Origin of the sequence: Novosphingobium sp. 1529 (assembly GCF_040544855.1) — a bacterium.
GTDB classification, from domain to species: domain Bacteria; phylum Pseudomonadota; class Alphaproteobacteria; order Sphingomonadales; family Sphingomonadaceae; genus Novosphingobium; species Novosphingobium capsulatum.
The window spans coordinates 22,079-49,002 of the sequence record NZ_JBEPKW010000010.1; the positions used below are offsets into that span (position 1 = coordinate 22,079).

Here is a 26,924-nt window from a genome sequence, read left to right on the forward strand (position 1 = left end):
GGCTCAGCCCGAACGGAATTCCGAGGAATTGTTACCGTACCCCGTTCGCCCTGAGCTTGTCGAAGGGCGCTGGCGCAACCGCTCAATCCGCCTTCAGCGCGTCCTCAAGCCAGTGCGGAGGATGGGCGATGGCCTCCACCCGCAGATGATCCACCGCCAGGCCAAGGTCGGGATAGGCCACGCGTTGGCGGGCCGGGTCTGACTGGGCGAGGGGAACGACCGCGAGGCGGCGGTTGACCTTTTGCCGCCAGTTCATCCGCGCGGTGTTTTCCTGGCCAACATAACAGCCCTTGGTAAAGCTCACGCCCTTGAGTTCGGCCGCATTGGTTTCCAGCCACAGCGTCTGGTCGCTGCCCAGTTCGGCCTGTCCTTCGGGCACGCCCAGCTTGAGGCGGTGTTCGCGCCATTGCGCATCGACCGCCACGTCATCGTCGGACACAGCGGCGATCCAGCGCTGGCCCAGCGCGGCAAGGCGCGGATCGGCGGCGCCGCCATCGCCCATGTGGCCTTCCCAATAAACGCCAAGTTCGGGCGCAATGGCGATCGCGATCTTGCGGCGCAGGCGATAGAGCGAGAGGCGCTTGACCAAGGCCTCGGCCACGGCAGCCTCGCAATCGATCAGCAGCGCGTCCTTGCCATCGGGCCAGACCAGGAAATCGAACAGCGCCTTGCCTTGCGGGGTCAGCAGCCCGGCCCAGACCGGCAGCGGCCCTTGCACGTCGTTGGTGACAAGGCCCTGGAGGAACGCGGCGACATCCTCTCCCGGTGCAGTGGGGGATAGCCGGATCAGGGCGCGATCGAACAGGCGGGGATTGCTCATGGGTGACAGATAGGAGCGCTTGGGCTTAAGGGGAAGCCATGAGCACGCAAACGACTCTCACGATCCGCCGCCCGGATGACTGGCACGTTCACCTGCGCGACGGCGCCATGCTGGAAGGCGTGGCGCCCTATACCGCGCGCCAGTTTGCCCGCGCCATCGTGATGCCCAACCTGTCTCCGCCGATGACCGACGTGGCCGGCGTTGCCGCCTATCGCGACCGTATCCTGGCGGCCTTGCCGGCGGGCAGCGATTTCACCCCGCTGATGACGCTTTACCTGACCGACCACACCGATCCTGACGAGGTCGAGCGTGGCCACAGCGCCGGCGTGTTCACTGCGGCCAAGCTCTATCCTGCCCATGCCACCACGGGTTCGGCCCATGGCGTGACCAGCGTGGCGACAATCTATCCCGTGCTCGAACGCATGCAGAAGATTGGCATGCCGCTGTTGATCCATGGCGAGGTGACTGATTCCCACGTCGACATCTTCGATCGCGAGGCGGTGTTCATCGAGCGCACGCTGGGCCGCCTGGTGGCCGATTTCCCGGCGCTGAAAATCGTGTTCGAACACATCACCACGCAAGAAGCCGCGCAGTTCGTGGAAAGCGCCGGGCCGAACGTGGGCGCAACGATCACGCCGCAGCACCTTCACATCAACCGCAACGCCATGCTGGTGGGCGGGATGCGCCCGCATGCCTATTGCCTGCCGGTGGCCAAGCGCGAAAAGCACCGCCTGGCGCTGCGCAAGCTCGCCACCTCGGGCCATGATCGCGTGTTCCTGGGCACCGATACCGCGCCCCATGCCCGGCATCTCAAGGAAAGCGCCTGCGGCTGCGCCGGGCTGTTCAACGCGCCCTATGCGCTGGAAAGCTACATCGCCGTGTTCGATGAAGAGGGCGCGCTCGACAAGTTCGAGGCCTTTGCCAGCGAAAACGGCCCGCGCTTCTATGGCCTGCCGCTCAACGAGGGCACGGTGACCCTGGAAAAGACCGGCGTTACCGTGCCGGCCGAAATCGCGGCGGGTGGCACGGTGCTGGTGCCGTTCCACGCCGATGAAACCCTGGCCTGGCGCCTGGTCTGAGGTTTTTGGCGAGAGATCGCTTCCAGACGCGCGATTTGTTCGCACAATAGCGAGACCCCGGATCAAGCCCGGCGTGACGTCAGATAGTTAAATTATTTATGATTTCGTCACCCCGGACTTGATCCGGGGTCCCGCTTACTGTTGCAATTCCCGCTGATCATTTGGCGCCTTGCCGCCGGCGCAGCAGGTCATAGCTGAACAAGGCAATCGCCGCCCAGATCAGCATGAAACACGTCACCCGCGCCGGATCGAGCGGCTCGCCATAAAGCAATGCGCCGAGCACGAAGAGGATGGTCGGCGCGATGAACTGGGCGAAGCCCAGCGTCGAAAGATCGAGCTTGCGCGCGGCGACGGCAAACAGCAGCAGCGGCACGGCCGTGACCACGCCCGATCCGGCCAGCAGCCAAGGCACCACACCCCCCTGCGACAGGCCCGAGCCAGCCGGGCCAGACGCAGCATGGAGCACGGCGAGCAGCGCCGGCACGAACAGCACCGCGGTTTCCACCGTCAGGCCGATGACCGAAGGCACGACCACGAACTTGCGCACCAGGCCATAGAGGGCAAAGCTGCCGGCCATCGCCATGGCCACGCCCAGCATCGACAGTGCGCCGGCCATCAGCACGGCAATGCCACCGGCAGCCAGCGCCACGGCCGCCCATTGCAGGCGGTTCAAGCGCTCGTGCAGGAAAAGCACCCCAATCAGCACATTGAGCAGCGGGTTGATGTAATAGCCCAGGCTTGCCGCCAGCACCTGGTGCGTTTCGATCGCCACCAGATACATCAGCCAGTTGCAGCCGATCGCCGCCGCGCTCAGCACCAGCCGGCCAAGCACCGCGGGGGTGGTGAGTGCAGCGCGCAGGGCGGGGCCTTGGCCGCTGAACCAGACCACGGCAAGGCATACCGGCAAGGTGAACACCACGCGCCAACTCACCAGCTCGATCGCCGGAACGCCGAGCAGCGGATGGAAATAGATCGGGAAGAATCCCCAGATCACATAGGCCAGCACGGCCGCGCCCAGGCCGCCCGCGGCCTTGGACGTGCCGGGGTTGTTCAGGTTGCTCGCTGTTGCGCTGTCTATCCTCTCGCTCATGGCCGGGCCTGTGGCAGGCACATCGCCTTGCGCCAAGGCCCTTTCCCGCGCGGCGTGCGGGCCGGTCCGAACTTTTTTCGTTTCTGACCAATTCTGACAGTCGCGTTGCATGTCGTTCAGCTTGAAGGCTGTAAACATGAACCAACACGACGGATCAGGAGACCGAACATGATCGCACTTCGCAAGACTATGCTGGGCCTGGCCGCAACGGCCGCTCTGGCTTCCGGCATCGCCCCGGCTTCGGCGACGATTGAAGTTGCCCCCCAGCCCACGCTGGTTGCCCCGGTGGCCCACGATGGCTGGGACCAGGGTTGGAACCACAACCGTGGCGGCTGGCGTGATCGTGACGATTGGCGCGGTGGCTATGGCCGTGGCGGCAACGACTATCGCGGCTATGACCGCCAGGATTATCGCGGCAACGATCGTGGCTATTATGGCGACGCTGCCTATCGCGGCCAGAGCTGGCGCGGCAACGACGGCCGCTATTACTGCCGCCGCAACGACGGCACCACCGGCCTGCTGGTGGGTGGCGTGGCCGGCGCGCTGATCGGCCGGGGCATTGCCGGCAACGGTGATCGCACGCTTGGCGCCCTGCTGGGTGCAGCCGGTGGCGCGCTGCTGGGCAAGTCGATCGACCAGAGCAACGCCCGCTGCCGCTAAAGCGAACAGCCTAGATCCTGCCCGACCGGAGGGACCAGTCGGGGATCGGGCGGGACCGGGGCCTGCATGCGTGGTGGCGTGCAGGCCCCCTTTTGCGTCTGGTTTTGCCGGGCCGTTAACGCACCGCTAACCACGGCCGGTTCAGGAATGGCCATGGCCAAGCCTTTTGCCTCATGCCTTTTTGCGCTGCTTGCCAGTCTGGCCGTGACGGCCTGCGCGCAGGATGATGCGCCCAAGCGCAAGGCTGATCACGATCCCGCAATGAGCGCCGCGCTTGAGGGGCAATTGCTGGTTGATCCCGATCTGTCGCAGCAGAATATGCGCAATGCGGCCGTGGTGCCGGGTGGCCCGGTCGATCCCGCCACGCCGCCACCCGATTCGCCCTAGCCAGACAGCCCGATACCGATCGAGGCGCGCGGCTGTTCCATTTCGGCCGAGGCGACGGGATAGGCGCAAAAATCCGCCGCATAGAACGCGCCGGGCCGCTGGTTGCCGGAAAGGCCCACTCCGCCCAGGGGCGCTGCGGGTGAGACGCCGTTGGTCGGCCGGTTCCAGTTGACCGCGCCGGCCCGCACATTGGCCCAGAACCGGTTGTAATCCTGCGGGGTGCCGCCGATCAGTGCGGCGCACAGACCAAAGCGCGTGGCGTTCGCCTCGGCCAGGGCCTGGTCGAAATCATCCACCTTGATCACCTGCAGGATCGGGCCGAACAGCTCCACATCGGGGCGCTGGGCCATGGCAGTCACATCGATCATCGCCGGGGCCAGGAACGGCAGGTCGCCGCGCGGCCGGGTGAGATGGCGGATCGGGCGCCCGCCGTGCGACAGCAGATAGACAAAGCTTTCGGTCAGGCCATCGGCGGCGGCATTGTCGATCACCGGGCCCATGAAAGGCGCGGGATCGTCCAGCGGCGCGCCCACGATCAGGCGATCGGCCAGGGCCTTTACCTCGCCAACCACGGCATCATAGAGATCGGCCTTGACGATCAGCCGGCGCGCGGCGGTGGCACGCTGCCCGGCGGTGGTAAACGCCGATTGCACCACCAGCGCTGCCGCATCGGCGATCTTGGGTGTGTCCCACACCACGATCGGGTTATTGCCGCCCAGGTCCAGCGCCACGATCTTGCCCGGCTGCGCCGCCAGGCGGCGGTTGAGCGTAAGGCCAGTGTGGCTCGATCCGGTGAACAGCACGCCATCGACGCCTTCGTGGGTGGCCAGCGCCTTGCCTTCCTCGGCCGCGCCCACCAGCATCTGCGCGAGGGCGGCCGGCACCCCGGCGCGGTGCAGGCACTGGATCAGGGCCTGGCCCGTGGCCGGTGCCTTTTCCGATGGCTTGAACACCACGGCATTGCCGGCGATCAGCGCGGGAATGATATGCCCCACCGGTGCCTGGGCCGGCAGGTTGAACGGGCCGATCACGGCCATCACGCCGTGTGGCTTGTGGCGCAGCGCCGCCGTGCCCTGCAGCGCGCTGTCGAGCCGGCGTTGCGCTGTGCGTTCGGCATAGCTGCGCACCGCGATTTCCACCTTGGTCAGCACGGTATCGACCTCGCCCTTGGCTTCCCACAGGGGCTTGCCGGTTTCGCGGGCGATCAGCGTGGCAAGGCTTTCGGCATCCTTGCGCACTTCGTTGGCAAAGCGGCGCATCAGTTCGATGCGGGTGGACAGCGGCTGCGCTGCCCAGGCCGGCCACGCGCGCCGCGCACGCGCCACCGCCGCATCGACATCGCCCACGGCGCCGCGCCAGAGTTCAGCGCCGGTGGCCGGCTCTGTGGAAATGATCTCTCCGGCTGCCACGGGGTGGGCGTCGATCCTTTGGGTGAGGCTTGCTGTCACAGGGCGGGATAAACCAAAAGCGTTACGAATGGGTCAGCGATCGGCCCAGCAGCCTGTCGCATTGCTTAATGACCGTGGCCGGCCGGGACCGGCGGCTGGCCGAGTGCCTCGCCCAGGCGACGGATGGCCGCGATCTTGGCATCGAGCGCGCTCCAGTCATCGTGTTCGGCGATCGGCGCCCAGATGCTTTCCACTTCGTCGATCAGCAGGCTGGGCGGGGCCTCTTCCTGCCACAGCGGATGGTCGCTGCCGATCGGGGCATAGCCCGCCAGTTCGGGCAAAGCATCGGCGCCGCGCCCGCCGCGATGGGTGTGGAAAAATGCGTCCGGTCCGGTCCCGCTGGCGCGCATCGCCGCCTCGCAGGCCGCGATCAGGGCGCTATCGCGTTCCAGCCCTTGCGATACCACGCCCAGGCGCCAGCACCAGCGGCGCGCCATGGCGGCCTGGTAGAGCGGGCCAAAGCGTTCGAGCGCGGCGATCAGCGGCGGCGCTTCTTCCACCAGGCGCAGCGCCACGGCCAACTGGCCGCAGTTCCAGCCGATCACCTCGGGCTGGCGGCCAAAGGCATAGCGGCCGGCCTCGTCGAAATAGGCCGCGACAAACCCTGCGTCCCAGCGCGGTAACCAGCGCCATGGGCCATAGTCAAAGCTTTCACCCGTCACGTTCATGTTGTCGGTGTTGAGCACGCCGTGGACAAAGCCCGCGACCATATAGCTGGCGGCCATATCGGCCATGCGCGCCACCACCTGGTGCAGCAGCGTCGCCGCCGGGCTGGACCCGGCCGGCGCCGCATCGGGCGCACCGGGAAACTGCGCCAGGCAATAGGCGATCAATTCGTGCATCTCGGCCGGCTTGTCGAGCGCGAGCAGGCGCTGGAACGTGCCGATGCGGATGTGTCCATGGCTGAGCCGCACCAGCACCGCCGAGCGGGTGGGCGAGGGCTCATCGCCGCGCCACAGATTTTCGCCGGTTTCGATCACCGAAAAGGTGCGGCTGGTGTTGACGCCCAGCGCTTCGAGCAGCTCGGTCGCGAGGATTTCGCGCACCGCGCCTTTGAGTGTCAGGCGCCCGTCGCCCCGCCGGCTCCACGGCGTCTGCCCCGAACCCTTGGTGCCCAGGTCGAGCAGGCGGCCCGCGCCATCGCGCAACTGGGCAAAGGTAAAGCCGCGCCCATCGCCCAGGTCGGGATTGTACACCCCGAACTGGTGCCCGTGATAGCGCAGCGCGAGTGGCCCGGGCAGATTGCCGGGTAGAGGCACGAAGCGGCCGAAGTGGGCGAGCCACTCGTCATCGCTAAGGCCATCAAGCCCCACCTGCGCGGCGGCGCGATCATTGCGCCAGCGCAGCACGGTCTGCGGAAAATCGGCCGCCGCCACGCTATCGCCCAGCCAGGGCGCCAGCGCCGCCAATTGCGGATCGGGGCGATAGGGAATGGCTTGACCCGGCAGCGGGCGATCCGACACGGCTTGCGGGACAGGCTCCATTCTTCCATTAGTGGGGTGCTTGCACGCCACAGGCAAGGCGCCTTGTGGCTTAACAGTGATACAAGACACGGGAAAACGCGTTTGCCCATCGCCACATTCGAGATTCGCAGTTGGGCCAGCACCGATGGTTTGCGCCTGGCCTATCGCGCCTATCCCGGCGATGCGACGCGTCTTCCGGTGATCTGCTTGCCCGGCCTGACGCGCAATGGCCGTGATTTCGAGGATTTGGCCCCGCATATCGCCGCCAGTGGCCGCTGCGTGCTGTGCCCCGATCTGCGCGGGCGGGGGGAAAGCGACTATGCCCGCGATCCGATGACCTATCAGCCGCCGGTCTATGCCCAGGATCTGGCGGGCCTGCTCGCCGCCGAAAAGATCACCCGCTTCATCGCGATCGGCACGTCGCTCGGCGGCATTCTTACCATGGCGCTGGCGGCCGGCCAGCCCGGCCTGGTGGCGGGCGCGGTGCTCAACGATATCGGCCCGGTGATCGATCCGGCCGGCCTGGCGCGGATCACCGACTATGTCGGCCAGGGGCGCAGCTATCTCACCTGGATGCACGCCGCACGCGGCCTGCGCGAGACGATGGGCGATATCTATCCCGATTTCAGCATCGAAGACTGGTTGCGCCTGGCCAAGCGGCTAATGGCACTGGGTACGGGCGGGCGCATCGCCTTTGACTATGACATGAAGATCGCCGCCCCGATCGAGGCGGCAGAGCAGGCGCGCGACGATGCCGCGGCCAAGGCCAAGGCAGAAGGCACCGCGCCGCCGCCCGAGGCCGATCTGTGGCCGCTGTTCGCCGCGTTGACGCCAGTGCCGCTGGTGGTGATCCATGGCGCCACCTCGGACATTCTCTCGGCCGATACCGCCGCCGCGATGGCGCAGCGCCATCCCGATTGCACGCTGGTGACCCTGCCGCGCGTGGGCCATGCCCCGACGCTAGACGAACCCGAGGCACGTGCGGCGATCGATGCGCTGCTGGCCCGGCTGGACTGACGGCATTTGGCGCAGGAACCCTGACCATGGATCGCCAAGCTGGCCCGGCCCGCCGCCTGCATGTGCTGCACCTGCATTCCACGTTCGATGCCGGGGGCAAGGAGCGCCGCAGCGTGGCGCTGATGAACCGCTTCGGCAATGCGCTCGATCATTCGGTCGTCTCGGCGCAGCCTGGCGCGCTGGGCGCGCGCAGCCTCTTGGCGCGCGGGCTTTCGGTGCATTTTCCGCTGGGTTTTCCCCCTCTGGTGGGCAAGCTTGGCGTGCGACGCCTGCAGACCCTGGCGCGCGGCATGCAGGGGTTTGACCTGATCTGCACCTACAACTGGGGGGCGATGGATGCGGTCATGGCGCACGCGCTGTTCGCCCCGCTCTATGGCCTGGCGCCGCTGGTCCACCATGAAGACGGCTTCAATGCCGACGAGGCAGAGCGGCTCAATCCCCGGCGCAACTGGTTCCGGCGCGTGGCCCTGGCCCGGGCCAGCGCACTGGTCGTGCCCTCCCGCCGGTTGGAGGCCGTGGCCCGCGATGCCTGGCACCAGCCGGCCAGCAAGGTCCACCGCATTGCCAATGGCATCGACACCGCCGCCTATGCCCGCAAGGCGCGCCCCGACGCGCTGCCGCGGGTGATCAAGCGGCCGGGGGAAAAGTGGGTGGGCACGCTCGCCGGCCTGCGCCCGGTCAAGAACCTGCCCCGCCTGGTGCGCGCCTTTCGCGCGCTGCCTGAAGAATGGCACCTGGTGATCCTGGGTGAAGGGCCAGAGCGCGAGGCGATCCTGACCCAGGCGATGGATCTCAACATCGGCCACCGCGTGCATCTGCCCGGCCATGTTCCCGATCCGGCGCTGGCGGTGGGGCTGTTCGATTTCTTTGCGCTGTCGAGCGATAGCGAGCAATTCCCGCTGTCGGTGGTGGAGGCGATGGCCGCAGGCCTCGCCGTGGCGAGCCCGGCCGTGGGCGACGTGGCCGAGATCGTTGCCGCTGACAATGCGCGGTTCATCGCGCCGGTCGGTGATGAAGCCGCGCTGGCCCAGGCGATGCTGGACCTGGCGACGGACGAGCTGGCGCGCCGCCGCGCCGGGGCGGCCAACCGCGTTCTGGCCACGCGCGAGTATGATGAAAGCGTGATGGCCGGCCACTATGCCCGCGTCTATGCCGATGCGCTGGGACTGGCCCAATTCCCGTGAAGCATCGTTCGTTGTCGCGATGTTGCAGGCGGTTGCTCGCTTAACCATCGGTTCAGCGGGGGACAGCCAGCATCATAGGCGTTGAAAAGGTGGCTCCATCCGCTAAACACCGCGCCCATTCCGTGCAATTTTTGCCTATCCCTTGCTCTCAATCGCCGAAAGCTTAGCCTTGGCCCTTAGACCGAACCGTCCGCAAAACCCGTCCGATCCGCGTGCCGTTGCGCGCGCCGCCGAAGGCAATGTCTTCGCCCGCGAAGTGGACGATGCCCTGCGCCAGGATGAAGCGCTTTACGCGCTGCGCAAGTGGGGCAAGCCGGTTGGCGCGGCCGTGGTGCTGGGCCTGGCCGGGCTGGGCGGCTGGCTGTGGTACAGCAACCACCAGGATACGCTGCGCGGCCAGCAGGGTGAGCAACTGACCCAGGCGCTCGACAATTTCGAAGCCAAGAACGACAAGGCCGCGCAAGCCCTGCTCGATCCGCTGGCCAAGGATGGCACCCCGGGCAACCGCGCCGCCGCGCAGTTGCTGCTGGCCGGCAAGGCGCAGGATGATGGCAAGGCCGATCAGGCCGCCAAGGGCTTTGCCGCCGTTGCCGCCGACAGCAATGCGCCGCAGGCCTATCGCGATGCCGCCACGGTGCGCGAAGTGGCCATCACGTTTGACAAGCTGCCTCCGCAGCAGGTGATCGACCGCCTCAAGCCACTGGCCGTGCCGGGCAATCCCTGGTTTGGCAGCGCCGGCGAACTCGTTGGCCTGGCCTATCTCAAGCAGGGGCACAACGATCTGGCCGGGCCGCTGTTTGCCGCCATCGCCAAGGACAAGGACGTGCCCGACACGATCAAGCGCCGGGCGCGCCAGGTTGCCGGCAGCCTGGGTGTCGACGCGGTTGACGATGTTTCGGCAGTTATCGGGCAGGCCCAGTAAGGCTGCCACGGTTTCCCGATCGATCGGGTTTGCATGCATTGCGCGCCGCCGCCCCGCATCGGGCCGCCGGGGCATGACAGGACAAGGAAGACAGGCATGATCCGCATTCCCAGCCAGGGCCACATGGCCCGCCAGCCAGGCGCCGGCACCGATCGCCGCCGGATTGCGGCGCTGGCCCCCGCGGCGGTGCTCGGCCTGGCGCTGGTTCTGGGCGGTTGCGCCGGGCACAAGGGCAAGGTCAAGGCCACGCCCACCGTGGGCGAACGCATTCCCGTGCTGTCGCGGATCGAGGCCGGCACCAAGGTCGACCCCACGCTCGCCAGCATGGACGTGGTCGTGCCCGCGCCCGTGGTCAACACCGAATGGGCCCAGGGTGGCGGCACCGCCAGCAAGTCTTCGGGCCATCTCGCGCTTGCCGATGCCCCGCAAAAGCTGTGGTCCACGCGCATTTCCGGGTCTTCGCCCAAGCAGCGCCTGGCGGCATCGCCGGTGGTGGGCAATGGCACTGTCTTCGTGATGGACACCGAAGGCGTGGTGCGCGCGCTCGATGAAAACAACGGCCACGAAAAGTGGAAGCAGGGCTTCCGTCTGCCCGAAAAGAACGATTCGATCTTTGGCGGCGGCGTCAGCTTTGATTCGGGCAACGTCTACATCACCACCGGCCTTGGCGAAGTGGCCGCGCTCGATGCGACCGATGGCAAGATCAAGTGGCGCGTAAAGCCGGCCGGCCCGCTGCGCGGCGCGCCCACCGTGGCGTTCGGCGCGGTCTATGTGATGACGCAGGACAACCAGATCTTTGCGCTCAACACTGCCGATGGCACCAATCTGTGGAATCAGTCCGCCTCGGTCACGCAAAGCGGCGTGTTCGGCGTGGCGGCTCCCGCCGCTGGCCAAGGCACGGTGATCGCCGGCTACAGCTCGGGCGAACTCGTGGCCTATCGCTATGAAAACGGGCGGCAGCTGTGGTCCGATGCGCTGGCGCGTACCTCGATCGCCACGAGCGTTTCGACGCTGACCGATATCGATGCTGATCCGATCATCGAACGTGGCCGGGTCTATGCCCTGGGCCAGGGCGGCCGCATGGCCGCCTATGAACTGGTCACCGGCCAGCGTATCTGGGAACTCAACCTCGCGGGCATTTCCACCCCGGCAGTGGCTGGGGAGTGGATCTTTACCCTGACCGACGAAGACAAGCTGCTGTGCATCGCCAAGTCCACCGGCAAGGTCCGCTGGATGAGCCAGCTGCCCCGCTATCTCAAGCCCAAGAAGAAGGAGAGCCCGATCTTCTGGACCGGGCCGGTCTTGGCGGGCAACAAGCTGTGGGTGGCCAATTCGCGTGGCGAGATTTCCACCATTACCGTGGGTGATGGTACGCTGGCCCGCGTGACCAAGGTGGCTGCGCCCGTTACCCTGCCGCCGATCGTGGCTGACAAGACCCTGATCGTGCTGGATGACAGCGGCGAAATCACCGCCTGGCGTTAACCTTCTTCACCGAATTTCCACTTCTGCGCGTATAAGCGGGCGGGTATGACCAAGTCGCCCGCCCACGCCGTTTCGCCCCGCCCTGCCAGCGATGTGTCCGTCTGGGTAGGCTTGGTGGGCCTCGCTGGCCTGCTGGCATGGGTGGCGGTGTGCCGCGCCTGGCCGCAGATCGTCGATGCGCTGGGCTTGCCAGGGCCGCACGCGCGGCTGGCCGGATCAAGCGCGGCGGTGCTTGCCCTCTTGTTTTCCGGCACGCCGATGGTGGCCTGGTCGCTGCTGGTCGACAAGGTTCATCGCCGGCCCTCCACCGGCATCGACTGGATGGCGCCGCGCCCGTTGCGCAGCGTGCTCGATATCTCGATCACCAAGCTGGCCGGGCTCTGGGCCACCTGGGCGCTGATCGCCTTCGTCTATTGCCTGGGGCGCTGGTATTGGCGCGGGCAGTATCTGTTCGCCATGGACCTGTTGGAACAGGCCGCGCCGTTCCTGTTCCTGGGCGCCATTCCCTATGTGCTGTGGCTCGATCGCGTGCTGGTCAGCCCGCGCGACGGGGCCTGGCATTTCGGTGCCATGCTGATCGGGCGCGAAGCCTATGACGTGGACCAGGTGTGGCACCACTTGCGCGCCTGGACGGTGAAAGGCTTTTTCTGCGCCTTCATGATCTCGATCCTGCCCGGTGGTTTTGCCGCCGTGGTCGAGGCGGACTGGACCGGGCTGTGGGCCGATCCGGTACGCTGGTCGAACACCGCGATCGAGGCGATGTTCATGATCGACGTGCAGATCGCCATGGTCGGCTACCTGCTGACGATGAAGCCGCTCGATGCCCACATCCGCACGGCCAATCCCTATCTGGCGGGGTGGGTGGCAGCGCTGATGTGCTATCCGCCCTTTGTGCTGATGGGCGGCGGCGGCGTGCTGGACTATCACCAGAACACTGCCGAATGGGCCTATTGGTTCGATGGCCATCCGGCGCTGCTGTGGGCCTGGGGCCTGGCGCAGGTGGTGCTGACAGCAATCTATGCCTGGGCGACGATCGCCTTTGGCCTGCGCTTTTCCAACCTTACGTATCGCGGCGTGCTGACCAACGGCCCCTATGCCTTTACCAGGCATCCCGCCTATCTGTCGAAGAACCTGTTCTGGTGGCTGGTGACGATGCCGTTCCTGGCCACCACGCATTCCAAGGTCGATGCCGTGCGCAACACGGTCACGCTCGCGCTGGTCAGCGCGGTCTATTTCTGGCGCGCCAAGACCGAGGAAAAGCATCTGTTGGGCGAAGACGCCAAGTATCGCGGATACCATGCCTGGATGGCCCAGCATGGGCTGATCACGCGGCGTCTGGGGCGGTTGTTGCGGATGGTTTTTGGTCGGTCGGGCGCGGGTATCCACCGCCCCCCGACCCCCTCCTCTAAAAAGGATGGGGAGGATAAAGCATTAATTTAAAAGCCCCCTCCTCTTTATAGAAGGGGGTTGGGGCTGGTGTGAACCCTAGCGCTGAGCGCTCAAACCGCCACGCCTTCATCGCTTTCGAACACGCGGATGTTGCGCTCGGTCAGGCCCAAGCCTGCGCGCTGCTGTGCCCAGGTGGCCATGTGCGCGGTTTGGAAATGGGCGTCCAGCGCGGCGCGGTCGCGCCACTTTTCGCTGACGTGGATCACTTCGGGATCAAGCGCATCGTGCGAATAGGCATAGGCCAGGCAACCGTCTTCGGCGCGGGTGGCCTCGATCACCGCGCGCATCATCGGCACGGCGGTGGCGAAGGCGGCGGTCGGCAGGCGAAACGTGCCCATTACCAGGATCATGGGGTACTATCCTCTCAAAAGCTCTTGGCGGCATAGACCTTGGACAGGTCACCACCCCACGCGCCGTGGTACAGATCGAGCAGGCGTTCGGCCGGGGTCTTGCCCGAGGCGACGATCTCGTCCAGTGGCAGGAGATAGCCGGTCTCGTTGTCTCCGGCTGCGTTGAGGCGCCCGCGCGCGGCCAGGCCCGAGCGCGCAATGTCGAGCACGCGGCCGGCTATGTCGCGCAGGGTGCCGCCACCGGGCAGCGGCGCATCGAGGCCCAGCTTGGGTACGCTGGCGCGCAGGATCTCGCGCCCTTCCATGTCCCAGTCCTTGACCAGATCCCACGCCGCATCGAGCGCGCCCTGGTCATAGAGCAGGCCCACCCAGAATGCGGGCAGGGCGCAGATCCGGTTCCACGGGCCGCCATCGGCGCCGCGCATTTCCAGGAACGATTTCAGCCGCACTTCGGGGAAGGCGGTGGAAAGATGGTCGATCCAGTCGCTCTTGCGCGGCTTTTCGCCGGGCAGGGCGGGCAGCTTGCCATCAAGGAAATCGCGGAACGACTGGCCGGCGGCATCGATGTATTTGCCATCGCGGAACACGAAATACATCGGCACGTCGAGCATGTAGTCGACATAGCGTTCATAGCCAAAGCCGTCTTCGAACACGAAGGGCAGCATGCCCGTGCGCGCGGGATCGGTGTCTGACCAGATGTGGCTGCGATAGGACAGGAAGCCGTTGGGTTTGCCTTCCAGGAACGGCGAATTGGCAAACAGAGCGGTGGCCAGCGGCTGCAACGCCAGGCTGACGCGGAACTTCTGCGCCATGTCGGCTTCACTGGCATAGTCCAGGTTGGTCTGGATGGTGCAGGTGCGCAGCATCATGTCCAGGCCCATCGTGCCCACGCGGGGCATATGGCGCAGCATGATCTCATAGCGGCCCTTGGGCATGATCGGCAGATCGCCGCGCGCCTTGTCGGGCCAAAGGCCAAGGCCGAGGTAAGCGAGGCCAAAGCGATCGCCGATGGTCTTGACCTGGGCAAGATGGCGCCCGGTTTCCGCGCAGGTTTCGTGCAGGCTTTCCAGCGGCGCGCCCGACAGTTCGAGCTGGCCGGCCGGCTCCAGGCTGACCGCGCCATCCGGGCCGGACATGGCAATGACCTTGCCGCCTTCCATCACCGGCTCCCAGCCGAATTCGGTCAGCGCCATCAGCAGATCGCGGATGCCACCTGGCTCGTCATAGGACGGGGCGGCATGATCGGCCGTGCGATAGACGAATTTCTCGTGCTCGGTGCCGATTCGCCAGGCATCGCGCGGCTTTTCGCCCTTCTGCATGGGGGCGACAAGCTGGTCCCGGCTCTCGATGAGAGGATCGTTGCTATCTGAAACCTGTCTCGTGCTCATGCCCGCATCCGTTAGTGGCCAAACGGACTTTGCGCCAGCGATAAACGTGGGATGAACGATTGCAGGGCGGCAATAATCCAAGGGGCGTGCGCGCAGCGCAAAGCCTCACGCGGCAGCCCAGTCCCCTGCAACCCCCATCCACAATCCCAGGCCCGCCACGGCTGCCGTTTCGCCCCGCAGGATGCGCGGACCCAGGGTAATGGCGTGGGCGGCAGGATGTGCGCGGATCGCGGCGCGTTCCGCTTCGTCAAAGCCGCCCTCCGGCCCGATCAGCAGTGCCGCTGGGCCCTTGTGCGCGGCAAAGGCAGCGGCAGCGGGCGCGCCGCCCTGTTCATCGGCAAAGAATAGCGCGCGCCCGGTTGGCCAGTCGCGCAGCATGGCGTCGAGCTTCACCGGATCGAACAGCGCGGGCAGGGCAGTGCGTGCGCATTGCTCGGCCGCCTCGGTCACGATCGTGGCGGCGCGCTCGGCATTGAGCTTGTCGGCCACGCAGCGCCGCGTAATCACCGGGCGGATCTGGCCGGCGCCCAGTTCTGTCGCCTTTTCCAGCACCCAGTCGAACGCCTGCTTCTTGAGCAAGGCCGCGCACAGCCATAGATCGGGCACCGCCTCCAGTGGCCGCAACTGCCGCTCGAGCGTCAGCATCATGTCGCGCTTGCCGGCGTGCGCCACGCGGGCCAGCCATTCGCCGGTCTGGTTGTCGCACAGGATCACCGCGTCGCCCGGCCCAGCGCGCATCACCTTGCCCAGATAGTGTGCTTGCGCGCCCTCGATCGCCAGGCTGGCGCCCTCTTCCAGCCGTTGTTCCACGAACAGGCGCGGGGCAGAGCGGGGCGGCCAGGCGGGGGTGGCGGGCAGATGATCGGTCATGGGCAGCGTTCATAGGCAGCGCCGCGCGCGGCGGCAACACGCGGGCGATCTGTCCCCTTGCGGGCCCGACCAAACCGGCGCAGGAGCATGGCAGCATGACCACGGCAACCGATCAGATCGTCCCTGACAGCGAACATCGCGGGCTGGTGGCCCGCCTGCCGCAGCCCTTGCGCGATTATGCGCTGCTGGCCCGGCTGGACCGGCCGATCGGCTGGTGGCTGCTGTTCTGGCCCTGCGCCTGGGGCGTGTTCCTGGCCGGCGGCGCGCGGCAGTGGCACTTGGTGGCGTGGATGCTGCTCGGCTCCATCGCCATGCGCGGGGCGGGGTGCGTCTATAACGATATCGTCGACGCTGATCTCGATGCGCGGGTCGCCCGCACGGCGCAGCGCCCGGTGGCCAGTGGTCGCGTGCGCAAGAAGGCGGCCTGGGCCTGGCTCGTGGTGCTCGCTGCGGTGGGGCTGGTCGTGCTGCTCCAGTTGCGCTGGCAGGCGCAGATCGTCGCGCTGGGCAGTCTGGCGCTGGTCGCCGCCTACCCGTTCATGAAGCGCATCACCTGGTGGCCACAAGCCTGGCTCGGCCTCGTCTTCACTTGGGGCGCGCCGACCGGCTGGGTGGCGGTGCACGATGGCGACCTCGGCGCACTCGCCGCGCTCTATGCCGGGGCGATGTGCTGGTGCATCGGCTATGACACGATCTATGCCCTGCAAGACCGCGAGGATGACGCCATGGTCGGCATCCGTTCCAGCGCCCGCGCGCTGGGCAGCAAGGTGCGGCCCGGCGTGACTGCATTCTACGCCGCTGCCGTGGCGCTATGGGCGCTGGCGTTCTGGCTGATCCATCCCGATCCCCTCGCGCTGCTCGCGCTGCTGCCGGTGGCGCTGCACCTGGCGTGGCAGGCGCTGAGCCTTGACGTGGACGATGGCGACAATGCCCTGGCACGGTTCCGTTCAAACCGCACGGCGGGTTTCCTGATGGCGCTGGCGTGCCTGGTGGTGGGGAGCGCGGGGTAGGCGGACTGAGAGGCTTGGCGAACATGCCCTCCCCCAGCCCCTCCCGCAGGCGGGAGGGGAGCTTGGCGCCAAAAAGCCCCTCCCGCGTGCGGGAGGGGTTGGGGAGGGCGTGTTACAGCGCGCGCCCAATCAGTTCGGCCGTGGTTCCACCGGATAGACGATGAAGTCCGGCCGCACGGCCTTCACCGGCGTGTTGCCCATGGCATCCACGGTCTGAACCAGGTCGGCAATCGCGGCGGGCGGCAGCGCCAGACCGTGTTCGGCCGGGTGCGTGGGCGCTTCCATCGGATAGTCCTCGCCGGGCGTGGTGGTCATCTCGATATGGGCGCCAAGCAGGGCGCGGATGGGGTGGGTTTGCGCGAAGGCGGCCAGGCGATGGGCGCTGGCGCGGAATTCGGCGAAGTGGTTGCTCGGCACGTAGAGACGGCCGGGATAGAGCATGTCGCCCGACAAGAGTAGGCGGGTTTGCGGGTCATAGATCATGACATGCGCGCTTTGATGCCCTGGCGTGGGGATGGCGCGCAGCACGCGTCCGCCCAGGTCCAGCGCGCCCAGGCCGTTGGGCCAGTCGGCCACATGAAACGCGCTGGCGACATCGGCTGGGGCAAGGCCTACCACGGTGGTATCCGGCCGATCGGCAAATTCGCTGTCGCCTGCATGGTGGTCGCCATGGCTGTGCGAATGGGCGACGGTCAGGTGCAGCGGGTGGTTGCCGTGGGCCTGGCGCCATTGCGCGATCACGCGCTCCACCGTGGGCCGCACCATCAGGCCGCCAGCCCCGGTATCGACCAGCAACGCGCCGCTTTGCCCGAACAGCAGATAGAGAAACGGCGCCTCGAAATTGGTTTTCACCGATTGGCGGATCACGAAGGTGTCGGCATCAACCTGTTGCACCTGCATCTCTGGTTCGCTGGCCGTGGTGCCATCGATCCAGTGTGCGAAGGGCGGCGGATCGAACGCCGGGGCCGCGCCGATCAGCAGCGGCGATCCCGCCATGAGGGCAAGGGGAAGGGCGAGGCGAAAGCGGTGTCGACCAGTCATCCTGCACTAATCGCACGCGCGGGCGCGCGCGACCATTACGGTGCGCGCCCGCGCTTTTGATCCTGCGCGCCTAAACTGCCGACGCCAGCAGTTCTTCGGCGCCGCCCAGGTCCACGCTGACCAGGCGCGAGACGCCGCGCTCCACCATGGTCACGCCGAACAGGCGGTGCATGCGGCTCATCGTCACGGCGTTGTGCGTGACGATGAGATAGCGGGTCTGCGTTTCGGCCACCATGGCGTCGAGCAGGTCGCAGAAGCGTTCGATATTGGCATCGTCGAGCGGGGCATCCACTTCGTCGAGCACGCAGATCGGCGCGGGATTGGTGAGGAACAGGCCAAAGATCAGCGCCACTGCCGTCAAGGCCTGTTCGCCACCCGACAGCAGCGTCAGCGATTGCAGCCGCTTGCCTGGCGGCTGGGCCATGATTTCCAGGCCTGCTTCCAGAGGGTCGTCGCTGTCGACCAGCGCGAGATGGGCTTCGCCGCCGCCGAACAGGCGGGTGAACAGGCGGCGGAAATGCCCGTCCACCGCCTCGAACGCGGCGCGCAGGCGCTCGCGCCCCTCACGGTTGAGGTTGCCGATCGAGCCGCGCAGGCGGTTGACCGCTTCGGCCAGTTCGGCCTGTTCGGCCAGGCTTTCGGCCTGGCGCGCCTCGGCTTGGGCGAGTTCGTCTGCCGCCACCAGGTTGACCGGGCCGATCCGCTCCCGCTCGGCCAGCAGCCGCTCGTGCGTGGTGCTTTCGCTGGCGGCATCGCCCACCTCGGCCCCGGCAAAGGCAAAGCGTTCGGGCAGCAGGGGCGGCGGGCATTGAAAGCGCTCGCCGGAAATGCTGGCCATTTCCTGGCGGCGCTGGTCTTCGTGGCTGGCCTGGGCGCTGGCCGTGGCGCGCGCCTCACGCGCGGTGGCCAGGGCTTCGGTGGCCTGGGCGAGGGCCGTATCGGCGGCCTTGCCGGCGGTCTCGGCCTGGGCCAGCGCGGCTTCGGCCTGGGCGAGATCGGTGGAGAGGCGGTTGCGGATCGCTTCGCCCTGTTCGATTTCGGCGATGAGGCCGGCCGGCTTGGCGGCACTGATCGCGCGTTCGGCGGCCAGGTCCTGGGCGCGTGTCGCCATTTGCGCCAGGCGCTTGGCCGCGTCGCCGGCGCGGGCCTGCCAGTTGCGCATGTCGGCCTTCATGCCGCCCAACCGCTCGCGGCCGACGGCCAAGGCCTGCTCCAGGGCGGCATGGGCTGCCATGGCCTGTTGCAGGGCGGTGCGTGCTGTCTGGTGCTGGGCCTGCGCCGTGGCGACTGCGGCGCGGCCTTCTGCCGGATCGGGCAGCGCGGCGTGGCGGGTGCCTGCCGCCTCTGCCTCGGCCTGGGCTGCCGTGATCTGTTCGGCGAGGGTCGCCTCTTGCTGTGCGAGGTCAGCGGCGCGGGCATCCTGCTGGGCGCGTGCCGCTTCGGCCTGATCCACCGCGCGCAGGGCGCTGCGTTCGGCCTCGGCCGCCTGGCCGATCAAGCGTTCCACCCCGCTCCATTCCGCCTGGGCCTGGGCCAGGCCATCGCGCGCCGCATCATGGGCGGCCTGCGCGGCCGTTACCGCTGCGTCGAGCATGGGACGGCGCGCTTCCAGGTCGGCCAGGCGGTTGTCGGCTTCCAGGGCGGCGGCCTCGGCCGCGCCTTCGCCGCGCGCAACAAAGCCGTCCCAGCGGCGCAAGTGGCCGGCGCGGGTGACCAGCCATTCCCCTGGGTTGAGCGCCTCGCCGCTGTCGATTTCGACGGCACGGACCAAGGCAAGCCGCGCCGCCAGTTCCGCAGGGCAGGCGGGCAGGTGGTGCAGCAAGGCATCGGCCAGAGGCGGCGGCGGCGGCCCCCCGGTCCAGAACCGCCCCTCGCCAGCCTCTGGCGCCGGGCCGAGCGGTGCGGTGGCATCGCGGCCCAGCACGGCAGCGAGCGCGCGTTCCCAGCCGGGCGCCACGCGGCAGCCCGACAGCGCCGATGGCCCGCGCCCGCGCGCCGCGGCGGCCTTGGCCCGCGCCGCCTTGTCGCGCGCCAGGGCTTCTGCCTCGCGCGCGACACCGGCGAGTTCGGCGCGCGCGGTGGCGAGGGCATTGGCAGCGCCGTCGCGGTCCTGAGTCAAAGCCTCGCGCGTGGTGGCCAATTCCTCGCGCCGGGCACGCTGCGCCGCCAGGGTTGCCGCAGCCTCTCCCCGTCGGCGTTCCGCCTCGGCCAGGGCGAGTGCGGGATCGGGTTCGGCAGCCAGGGCCGCGCGGCGCCCGGCGAGGCGCTGGGCCTCGCTGTCCAGCCGCGCCAGCGCGGTTTGCGTGGCCGCCAGCGCGGCCTGGGCCACGCGCCACTCGGCCTCGACGCCGGCTTGCTGCGCCTGGGCCTGGGCCTGGGCCAGTTCGGCGGCGCGCGCGGCGCGTTCCGCCTCGTCCAGCGCGCCGGCCAACAGCGGGCGGCGTGCCTCGTCGGCCAGCAGGGCGGCTTCGGCGCTGGCCAGGTCGCTTTCCAGCTGGGCCAGCGCTTGTGCGGCCTGGGCGGTCAACTGGTCGGCCTGGGCGCGGTCTTCCTCGATCGCGCGCAATTGCCGATCGATATCCGCCACGCGCTGCTCAGCTGCCTCGAGCTGCGCGGAAAGGGCGGCCATGCGCTGCCCATGGGCAGAGGCATCCTGGCGGCGATCGAACAGCTCTTCGCGCGCTTGGGCGAGGGCCGTGGCGGCGCTGTGCTGCGCGCCTTGCGCGGTGACGGTGGCGGCCTGGGCGCCGGCGACGGCCGCCTCGGCGCGGGCGGCAGCCTCACGCGCGGCCTGGGCAGCGGCGGCGGCATCGCGCCAGCGGGCAAAGACCAGCCGCGCCTCGGCCACGCGGATCTTGTCGGACACCGCGCGATAGCGCTCGGCCGCGCGGGCCTGGCGGCGCAGCGCGGCGATCTGGCCATCCAGCCCGGCCATGAGGTCTTCCAGTCGTGCCAGATTGGCCTCGGTTGCGCGCAGCTTCTGTTCGGCATCGCGCCGGCGCACGTGCAGGCCGGCAATGCCCGCTGCTTCTTCCAGCATCATGCGCCGCTCGGCCGGCTTGGCGGCGATGACTGCGGCAATGCGCCCCTGGCTGACCAGTGCCGGGCTATGCGCGCCAGTGGCGGCATCGGCAAAGATCAGCCCCACATCCTTGGCGCGCACATCGCGGCCGTTGACGCGATAGGCGGAACCGGCACCGCGTTCGATCCGCCGCACCACTTCCAGTTCGCCGCCCCACTGGTCGTCAGGGTCAGTCTGGGCGGTCAGGGCCACTTCGGCAAAGGCGCGGGCCGGGCGGCTGGTGCTGCCGGCAAAGATCACGTCGTCCATGCCCGCGCCGCGCATGGCCTTGGCCGAAGCCTCCCCCATGACCCAGCGCAGCGCTTCAAGCAGGTTGGACTTGCCGCAGCCGTTGGGGCCGACCACGCCGGTCAGCCCCGGTTCGATGCGCAGCTCGGCCGGTTCGACAAAGCTCTTGAAGCCCGAAAGCTTCAACCGCTGGAAATGCATCGCCCCGGCCCCCCTGGCCCCATCCCCGGAACGGGGATCAGCGCGCGCCGGCGCGCTGCAGGATCGGCTCGAGCTGTTCCCAGGTGGCCACGTCCACGTTCTTGCCGTTGACGATGAAAGTCGGCGTGCCGCTGATGGTGTACTTGTCACCGGCGGTCTGGGTGTCGCTGGCCAGGGCTTCGGCGGTCTTGGAATTGGCGAGGCAGGCCATCGCCTGATCGCGCGCAATACCACGCGCGCCGAAGAAATCGATCAGGCCGCCCTTGTCGGCCATCACGCCGAACATCTGCGCTGGCGGCAGGTTCATCGCCTGGATTTCCTTGGCGGCGGGCTGCAGCTTGGCAAAGATGTCCTTCTGGTTGGCATAGACCTGCTGGGTCAGCGCAAAGAAGCTGTCCGGCGAGCCGCAGTGAGTCAGCATGGCCATCGTCGTGTCGAACGGATCGCGCACGAAATTGCGGAATTCCAGGCTGACGCGGCCGCTGTTGACATAAGTGTCACGCAGCTTGGGGAAGCCCTTTTCCTCGAACTCGGCGCAGTGCGGGCAGGTGAGCGAGCCGAACTCGATGAGCTTGATCGGCGCGTCGGGATTGCCCATCACATAGCCGCCATCGGCATTCTTGCTGACCACGTCGCTCCAGGCCTTGCCGGCGGGCGGGGCCACCGTGGGCAGGGCTGCGGCAGACTGGGCGGCAGGGCCGCCGGCATCGTCCTTCTTGCCGCAGGCAGCAAGACCCAGGGTGAGCGGCAGGGCCAGAAGCGCAAGGCGTGTGGTGGCAAATTTCATCACAGGTTTTCCCGTTGCATGGGGCGGTAAAGGGGTGGCGTGCCGATCAGTTGATGCGGGCTTCAAGCTGCGGCTTGAGCGCGGCCCAGCTGGCCGTGCCGGCCAGCGGCAAGCCATTGATCATGAAAGCCGGCGTGCCTTCGACATAGTCCTTTTCGGCGGCGTCCTTGGTGCCGGCGGCCAGGCGGTTGGCCAGGCCTTCGTCAGCGAGGCAGCGATCGGCCGCGGTGCGGCTGACCCCGCGCGAGGCCATCATGTCGTAGAACTTGAAATCGCTGGCGATGGCGCGGGTGCGGCTGGCCAGCGGGCCGGTGATCCAGCGCTGGCGCTGGGCCTGGCTGGCGGTCATTTCCAGGCCGATCCAGTCTTCCTGGCGCGTCAGGAACATCAGGTGCGTCTGCCAGAACTGCGCGGGCGGCACGCAGTGGGTGAGCAGGGCCACGGTCAGGTCGATCGGGTCGCGCACGAAATTGCGCACCTCGATCGAACCCTTGCCGGGCGCGATGAAGCCCAGGCGCAACTGGGCATCGGCTTCCTGGGTGAAATGGGCGCAGTGCGGGCAGGTATAGCTGATGTATTCCACCAGCTTGACCGGGGCATTGGGATTGCCGAGCAGGAAACTGTCGCGCGCAGTGCGCACCACGGTCTGGTTCCAGTTGCGGCCGGCGGGCGCGGCGGGCGCCTTTTTCGGCGGCGCGGCCTGGGCCGGATTGGCCACCAGCGTGGCAAGCGCGGCGGCAAGCGAAAGGGCCATGGCCCTGGCAGTGGAACGAAGTGTCGTGGTCACGTTCGGAATGGTCACTTGCGGATATCCCTGTTGTCCCGGTTTGGCTTTGATTCTGGTTTGGCGCTGGCTTCGCCCAGCGAGCGGGCGAGCGATTCCAGCACGGCCCGCAGTTCCGGGTCACCCACGGCGCGCAGGCTGTCGCCCAGGTCCATCGGCACCGGTTTCAAGGCCGGCGGCGCCAATGGCGCAGGGCCTGTCGGGCGTGGGGCCTGAACCACGCCTTGACGCAGCTTGACCTTGGCCACGGCGCGATAGCCGAAGAAGCGGTTCACCCGCTCGATGATCTCGGGCACCACGTGCTGGATCAGCGGGGCATGGGCGGGGGTTACCACCAGTTGCAGGATGCCGTCGGCCTTTTCGCCCGGGGCAAAGCGGATCGATTCGGGCATGCAATGGCGGGCATGGGCCGTGCCGACGATTTCGGGCCAGCGGGTCACGACCGAGCTTTGCACAAAGCCGAAGCGGCGAAACGCGGTGCGGCCGATCGCCGGCATCAGATCGGCAATCTGCCGTGCCTCTCCGCCGCGCTTGCGCTCAAAGCCCTTGGGCGCGGCCTTGCTCGCTGCCGCGCTGGCTGGCTTGGCGGCCGGCTTGGCGGCACCCTTTCGGGCAGGGCGGGGTTTGGCCTGATCGCTTTCCATGATGGCGCCTGCCATGCCATAGCGGCGCCATGCAAGCCAGTGGCCATCCTGACGATTTCCCCGCCCAACGTGATGAAACCGCAAGCGTGCCGGCCGGCCATGGCGTGGCCGCAGCGCTGCTGGCCTGGTACGATGCCCATGCGCGGGTGCTGCCCTGGCGCAGCCGGCCGGGAACGCCAGCCCCCGATCCCTACCGCGTGTGGTTGTCGGAAGTGATGCTGCAGCAGACCACCGTGGCAGCGGTCGGCCCCTATTTCGAGAAATTCACCCGCACCTGGCCCACCGTGCATGATCTGGCCGCCGCCGACGACGCGGCGGTCATGGCGGCCTGGGCTGGGCTGGGCTATTATGCCCGCGCGCGCAATCTGCTGGCCTGCGCGCGCGCGGTTTCCGCGCTGGGCGCTTTTCCCGATACCGAGGAGGGCCTGCGCGCGCTGCCGGGCCTTGGCGCCTATACCGCAGCGGCAGTGGCGGCGATCGCGTTTGGCCGGCATGCCGTAGTGGTCGATGCCAATGTCGAACGGGTGGTGGCGCGGCTGTTTGCCATCGATGTGCCGTTGCCTGCGGCGCGGCCTGCCATTCGCGCGGCCACCGCCACAATCACGCCCACGGCGCGCGCGGGTGATTTCGCCCAGGCGATGATGGACCTGGGCGCCACCATCTGCACGGTCAAGGCGCCGCGCTGCCTGCTTTGCCCACTGCGCGGCGCCTGCCGGGCAGAGGCGGAAGGCCGGGCCGAGGCGCTGCCGGTCAAGGCGCCCAAGAAAGCCAAGCCGCAGCGCCAGGGGCATGCCTATTGGATCGAACGGGTCGATGCCGATGGCCAGGCGCAGGTGCTGGTGGTGACGCGGCCGGGCAAGGGCATGCTGGGCGGCATGCGGGCGCTACCCGACGATGGCTGGAGCGCGCGGGCCGATGGTGATAGCCAGCCGCCGGTGGCCGGAACCTGGCGATTCGCCGGGGTGGTGCGCCATGCCTTTACCCATTTCGATCTCGATCTGCATTTGCTGGTAGGCGCAGGATTTTCTCCCGCTAATATCCCCGGCGCCCACATTCCCGGTGCGCTGTGGTGGCCCCGCAGCGATATGGAAAATGCCGGGTTGCCAACGGTTTTTGCCAAGGCGGCACGCCTGGCATTGGCCGGTGCGCACGAAGGGTGAAAGCGCCGTCGGCGCAACGATGAACAGGCGTCTTGGAAAGGTTTGGCTGCAATGCACGATCGCATGACACTTCCGCAAACCCCGGCGCTCAGCCGTCGTGGCCTGCTGGGCGGGGCAGGGCTGCTCGGCGGGGGCCTGCTGTTGCAGCGCTGGGCCCATGCCGCGCCGACAGACCCGCGCCTGCCGGCCATTACCGGCCTGCTCGATGACTATGTCCGCAGCGGCAAGCTGGCCGGCGCGGTTGCCACGCTGGGCTGGGGCGATGCCCCGCCCGAGGTGGTGGCGCGCGGCACTGGCACGCGCGGCGATGCCCGGCCGCTGGATGAAAACGCCTTGTTCCGCATCTATTCGATGACCAAGCCGATCACCGGCATGGCCGCGATGATCCTGATCGACGAAGGCAAGCTCGGCCTTGATCAGCCGATCGCCGATTTCCTGCCGGCCTATGCCCGCATGAACGTGCTGGTCGATCCGGCCGGCCCGGTGGACAAGGTCGTGCCGGCAACCGCGCCGATCACCGTGCGCCAGCTGCTCACGCACACGGCCGGGCTTGGCTATACCATTATCCAGACCGGCCCGATCCGCGATGCCTATGCCGCGGCCGGCATCATGCCCTATCGCGCCACCCGCGTGCCGCTGCCGGGCTTTGGCGAAGTGCATACCGCGCCCAGCCTGGCTGCCTTTGCCGACAATCTCGCCCGCCTTCCCCTGGTCTATCAGCCGGGCACGCGCTGGTCCTATTCGGTGGCGCTCGATCTGATGGGCCGGATCATCGAACTGGCTTCCGGGCAAGAGTTCAGCGCCTTCCTGAAAGCGCGTTTCTTCGATCCGCTGGGCATGGACAGCACCACGTTCCAGCTGGCCCCGGCCGATGTGCCGCGCTTCACCACCAACTATGTCGTGGCCGATGGCCGCCTGCTGCCGATCGATGGCGCGACCAATTCGGTCTATCTCGATCCGCCGGCCTTTCCGTTTGGCGGCGCAGGCCTGATCAGTTCGCCGCGCGATTATGACCGGTTCCTGGCCATGCTGCTGGGCGGCGGGGTGTTTGCCGGCAAGCGGGTAATGAGCCAGCGGGCGGTCGACATGGGCACCAGCAACCTGTTGCCGCCCGGCGCCAGTACTGCAGGTACGTGGATTGCCGGCCATGGCTTTGGCGCGGGCGGCCGCGTTGGCCTTGGCGATTCGGCGGGCACCTATGGCTGGTCGGGCGCGGCTGGCACGATCGGCTTCATCAGCAAGGTGGGCGGCGTGCGCGGCGGGTTCTTTGCCCAGTTCATGCCCAGCACAGCCTATCCGTTCGATACTGCATTCCCCCAGGCCGTGCGCAGCGATGTGCGCGCGCGGCTGCTGGCCCAGCACAAGGTTGCCGCATGACCACTACCGACACGCTGGCCCGCACCTTGGCCCGCGCGCTGCCGCCGATTGCCTATGCCGGCAATCCGCTGGACCGGGCCGATGCGGTGCGCACCGATCCGGTGCGGCTGGCGGCGGTGCAGGCCGCGCCCGACGCGCAGTTGCTGGTGCTCGATGGTCTGGCGCCGGAATTTGGGGCCGATGGCGGGCTGACCTGGGCGCCGCTGCAATCCGCGCCGGATGGAGCGGACCTGGTGTTCCTGGGACTGGATGAAGCGGGGCGGGGCTGCTTTGCCGCCGCCGCGCCTGGCCTTGGCGGCAGCACGGCGCCGGCCGCGCCCAATCTGCGCGCCCTGCTCGATGCCATGCCGGCGCGCGATCTGGCAATCTATGGCGGCGCGCGCAGCCTGGTCGATTGGCACGCGCGCCACCGCTTTTGCGCGCGCTGTGGCCATGCCACGCAGGCGGCCAAGGGCGGCTGGCAGCGCTCATGCAGCAATGCGGACTGCGGCGCCGATCACTTTCCGCGCGTCGATCCGGTCACGATCATGCTGGTCGAACATGACGGGCGCCTCTTGCTGGGGCGCCAGCCGCGCTTTCCCGCCGGGCGCTATTCCGCGCTGGCCGGCTTTGTCGAGCCGGGCGAAACGGTGGAAGAAGCCGTGGCACGCGAAGTGCTGGAGGAAGCCGGCGTGCGCGTGCGCGACGTGCGCTATGTCGCCAGCCAGCCCTGGCCCTATCCCTCGTCGCTGATGATCGCCTGCCATGCCCTGGCCGATGATCCCACCATCACAATCGATCAGAACGAGTTGGAAGACGCGCGCTGGTTCACCCGCGAAGAAGTCAGCGCCGCGCTGGAGGGCCGGCCCGATGCGCCGTTCGGGGCGCCGACCCATACGGCGGTGGCGCGGCACCTGCTGGAATGGTGGATGGCGCACAGGGGCTGAACCGGCGTTGGCTGTACCGGCGTTGCGCATGCCCGCGCCGCTCGGGTTTCCAACGCCCCACAAATTCGCTATCGG

At 67.9% G+C, this 26,924-nt stretch carries 24 protein-coding genes; 12 read left to right on the forward strand and 12 right to left on the reverse strand.

Annotated elements, in window-relative coordinates:
* Positions 1-82 precede the first annotated feature (82 nt).
* A complete protein-coding gene (gene ygfZ / locus ABIC78_RS16450) occupies positions 83-820 on the reverse strand; it encodes a CAF17-like 4Fe-4S cluster assembly/insertion protein YgfZ (protein ID WP_354490841.1) in 738 nt (245 codons plus the stop codon).
* Between the two features lie 38 nt (positions 821-858).
* Here ygfZ and pyrC point away from each other — a divergent pair, with 38 nt between their 5' ends.
* Positions 859-1,899 carry a dihydroorotase gene (gene pyrC, locus ABIC78_RS16455; RefSeq protein ID WP_169049244.1) on the forward strand — a complete coding sequence of 347 codons (1,041 nt, stop codon included), beginning with the start codon at positions 859-861 and terminating at the stop codon, positions 1,897-1,899.
* Positions 1,900-2,056: 157 nt separating this feature from the next.
* Here the strand turns inward: pyrC and rarD are convergent, their stop codons facing one another.
* A complete protein-coding gene (rarD, locus tag ABIC78_RS16460; protein WP_354490843.1) occupies positions 2,057-2,989 on the reverse strand; it encodes an EamA family transporter RarD in 933 nt (310 codons plus the stop codon).
* 168 nt (positions 2,990-3,157) lie between these two features.
* Here rarD and ABIC78_RS16465 point away from each other — a divergent pair, with 168 nt between their 5' ends.
* Positions 3,158-3,649 carry a glycine zipper 2TM domain-containing protein gene (locus tag ABIC78_RS16465; RefSeq protein ID WP_354490845.1) on the forward strand — a complete coding sequence of 164 codons (492 nt, stop codon included), beginning with the start codon at positions 3,158-3,160 and terminating at the stop codon, positions 3,647-3,649.
* Positions 3,650-3,802: 153 nt separating this feature from the next.
* Positions 3,803-4,036: a hypothetical protein gene (locus tag ABIC78_RS16470; protein ID WP_022675018.1), complete on the forward strand. Its 234-nt coding sequence runs from the start codon at positions 3,803-3,805 to the stop codon at positions 4,034-4,036.
* On the opposite strand, the gene ABIC78_RS16475 is transcribed toward ABIC78_RS16470, so the two are convergent.
* Entirely contained in the window at positions 4,033-5,445 is a 1,413-nt protein-coding gene (locus tag ABIC78_RS16475; RefSeq protein WP_354490847.1) for a succinylglutamate-semialdehyde dehydrogenase, read from the reverse strand. The genes ABIC78_RS16470 and ABIC78_RS16475 overlap by 4 nt on opposite strands.
* 104 nt (positions 5,446-5,549) lie before the next feature.
* On the reverse strand, positions 5,550-6,968 hold the full coding sequence (locus ABIC78_RS16480) for a protein adenylyltransferase SelO family protein (RefSeq protein WP_354490849.1): 1,419 nt from the start codon (positions 6,966-6,968) through the stop codon (positions 5,550-5,552).
* Between the two features lie 87 nt (positions 6,969-7,055).
* On the opposite strand from ABIC78_RS16480, the gene ABIC78_RS16485 reads away from it, so the two are divergent.
* From ABIC78_RS16485 to ABIC78_RS16505, 5 genes are all read left to right on the forward strand, one after another.
* Entirely contained in the window at positions 7,056-7,964 is a 909-nt protein-coding gene (locus tag ABIC78_RS16485) for an alpha/beta fold hydrolase (RefSeq protein WP_354490987.1), read from the forward strand.
* A 26-nt stretch (positions 7,965-7,990) separates the two neighbouring features.
* A complete protein-coding gene (locus ABIC78_RS16490) occupies positions 7,991-9,148 on the forward strand; it encodes a glycosyltransferase family 4 protein (protein WP_354490851.1) in 1,158 nt (385 codons plus the stop codon).
* Between the two features lie 169 nt (positions 9,149-9,317).
* Positions 9,318-10,070, forward strand: coding sequence for a tetratricopeptide repeat protein (locus ABIC78_RS16495; RefSeq protein ID WP_022675023.1), 753 nt, complete (start codon positions 9,318-9,320; stop codon positions 10,068-10,070).
* Positions 10,071-10,166: 96 nt separating this feature from the next.
* Positions 10,167-11,552, forward strand: a complete 1,386-nt coding sequence (locus tag ABIC78_RS16500) for an outer membrane protein assembly factor BamB family protein (RefSeq protein ID WP_171793609.1) — start codon at positions 10,167-10,169, stop codon at positions 11,550-11,552.
* A gap of 45 nt (positions 11,553-11,597) precedes the next feature.
* Complete coding sequence (locus tag ABIC78_RS16505) at positions 11,598-12,992, forward strand: methyltransferase family protein (protein ID WP_354490853.1); 1,395 nt, start codon at positions 11,598-11,600, stop codon at positions 12,990-12,992.
* 59 nt (positions 12,993-13,051) lie between these two features.
* Here ABIC78_RS16505 and ABIC78_RS16510 read toward each other — a convergent pair whose 3' ends face one another.
* The 3 genes from ABIC78_RS16510 to ABIC78_RS16520 form a co-directional block, all read right to left on the reverse strand.
* On the reverse strand, positions 13,052-13,351 hold the full coding sequence (locus ABIC78_RS16510; protein ID WP_354490854.1) for a putative quinol monooxygenase: 300 nt from the start codon (positions 13,349-13,351) through the stop codon (positions 13,052-13,054).
* 14 nt (positions 13,352-13,365) lie between these two features.
* Positions 13,366-14,739 (reverse strand): glutamate--cysteine ligase, encoded by a 1,374-nt coding sequence (locus ABIC78_RS16515; protein ID WP_354490856.1) that lies wholly within the window; start codon positions 14,737-14,739, stop codon positions 13,366-13,368.
* Between the two features lie 105 nt (positions 14,740-14,844).
* Positions 14,845-15,597: a 16S rRNA (uracil(1498)-N(3))-methyltransferase gene (locus ABIC78_RS16520; RefSeq protein WP_354490989.1), complete on the reverse strand. Its 753-nt coding sequence runs from the start codon at positions 15,595-15,597 to the stop codon at positions 14,845-14,847.
* A gap of 107 nt (positions 15,598-15,704) precedes the next feature.
* Here ABIC78_RS16520 and ubiA point away from each other — a divergent pair, with 107 nt between their 5' ends.
* Positions 15,705-16,619, forward strand: a complete 915-nt coding sequence (gene ubiA, locus ABIC78_RS16525; protein WP_022675029.1) for a 4-hydroxybenzoate octaprenyltransferase — start codon at positions 15,705-15,707, stop codon at positions 16,617-16,619.
* Positions 16,620-16,748: 129 nt separating this feature from the next.
* Here the strand turns inward: ubiA and ABIC78_RS16530 are convergent, their stop codons facing one another.
* The 5 genes from ABIC78_RS16530 to ABIC78_RS16550 form a co-directional block, all read right to left on the reverse strand.
* On the reverse strand, positions 16,749-17,660 hold the full coding sequence (locus ABIC78_RS16530; RefSeq protein ID WP_354490858.1) for an MBL fold metallo-hydrolase: 912 nt from the start codon (positions 17,658-17,660) through the stop codon (positions 16,749-16,751).
* Between the two features lie 70 nt (positions 17,661-17,730).
* Entirely contained in the window at positions 17,731-21,171 is a 3,441-nt protein-coding gene (locus tag ABIC78_RS16535; protein ID WP_354490860.1) for a chromosome segregation SMC family protein, read from the reverse strand.
* Between the two features lie 37 nt (positions 21,172-21,208).
* Positions 21,209-21,958: a thioredoxin domain-containing protein gene (locus ABIC78_RS16540; RefSeq protein WP_022676844.1), complete on the reverse strand. Its 750-nt coding sequence runs from the start codon at positions 21,956-21,958 to the stop codon at positions 21,209-21,211.
* Between the two features lie 46 nt (positions 21,959-22,004).
* Complete coding sequence (locus ABIC78_RS16545) at positions 22,005-22,760, reverse strand: thioredoxin domain-containing protein (RefSeq protein ID WP_354490862.1); 756 nt, start codon at positions 22,758-22,760, stop codon at positions 22,005-22,007.
* Positions 22,757-23,401 (reverse strand): DUF721 domain-containing protein, encoded by a 645-nt coding sequence (locus ABIC78_RS16550; RefSeq protein WP_354490864.1) that lies wholly within the window; start codon positions 23,399-23,401, stop codon positions 22,757-22,759. The genes ABIC78_RS16545 and ABIC78_RS16550 overlap by 4 nt, the downstream gene beginning before the upstream one ends.
* 14 nt (positions 23,402-23,415) lie before the next feature.
* Here ABIC78_RS16550 and ABIC78_RS16555 point away from each other — a divergent pair, with 14 nt between their 5' ends.
* The 3 genes from ABIC78_RS16555 (at position 23,416) to nudC (ending at position 26,849) form a co-directional block, all read left to right on the forward strand.
* The gene (locus ABIC78_RS16555) at positions 23,416-24,546 is read left to right on the forward strand and encodes an A/G-specific adenine glycosylase (RefSeq protein WP_354490865.1); all 1,131 of its coding nucleotides are present in this window, start codon (positions 23,416-23,418) and stop codon (positions 24,544-24,546) included.
* A gap of 63 nt (positions 24,547-24,609) precedes the next feature.
* Complete coding sequence (locus ABIC78_RS16560) at positions 24,610-25,923, forward strand: serine hydrolase domain-containing protein (RefSeq protein ID WP_354490867.1); 1,314 nt, start codon at positions 24,610-24,612, stop codon at positions 25,921-25,923.
* A complete protein-coding gene (gene nudC / locus ABIC78_RS16565; RefSeq protein WP_354490869.1) occupies positions 25,920-26,849 on the forward strand; it encodes an NAD(+) diphosphatase in 930 nt (309 codons plus the stop codon). The genes ABIC78_RS16560 and nudC overlap by 4 nt, the downstream gene beginning before the upstream one ends.
* Positions 26,850-26,924 lie beyond the last annotated feature (75 nt).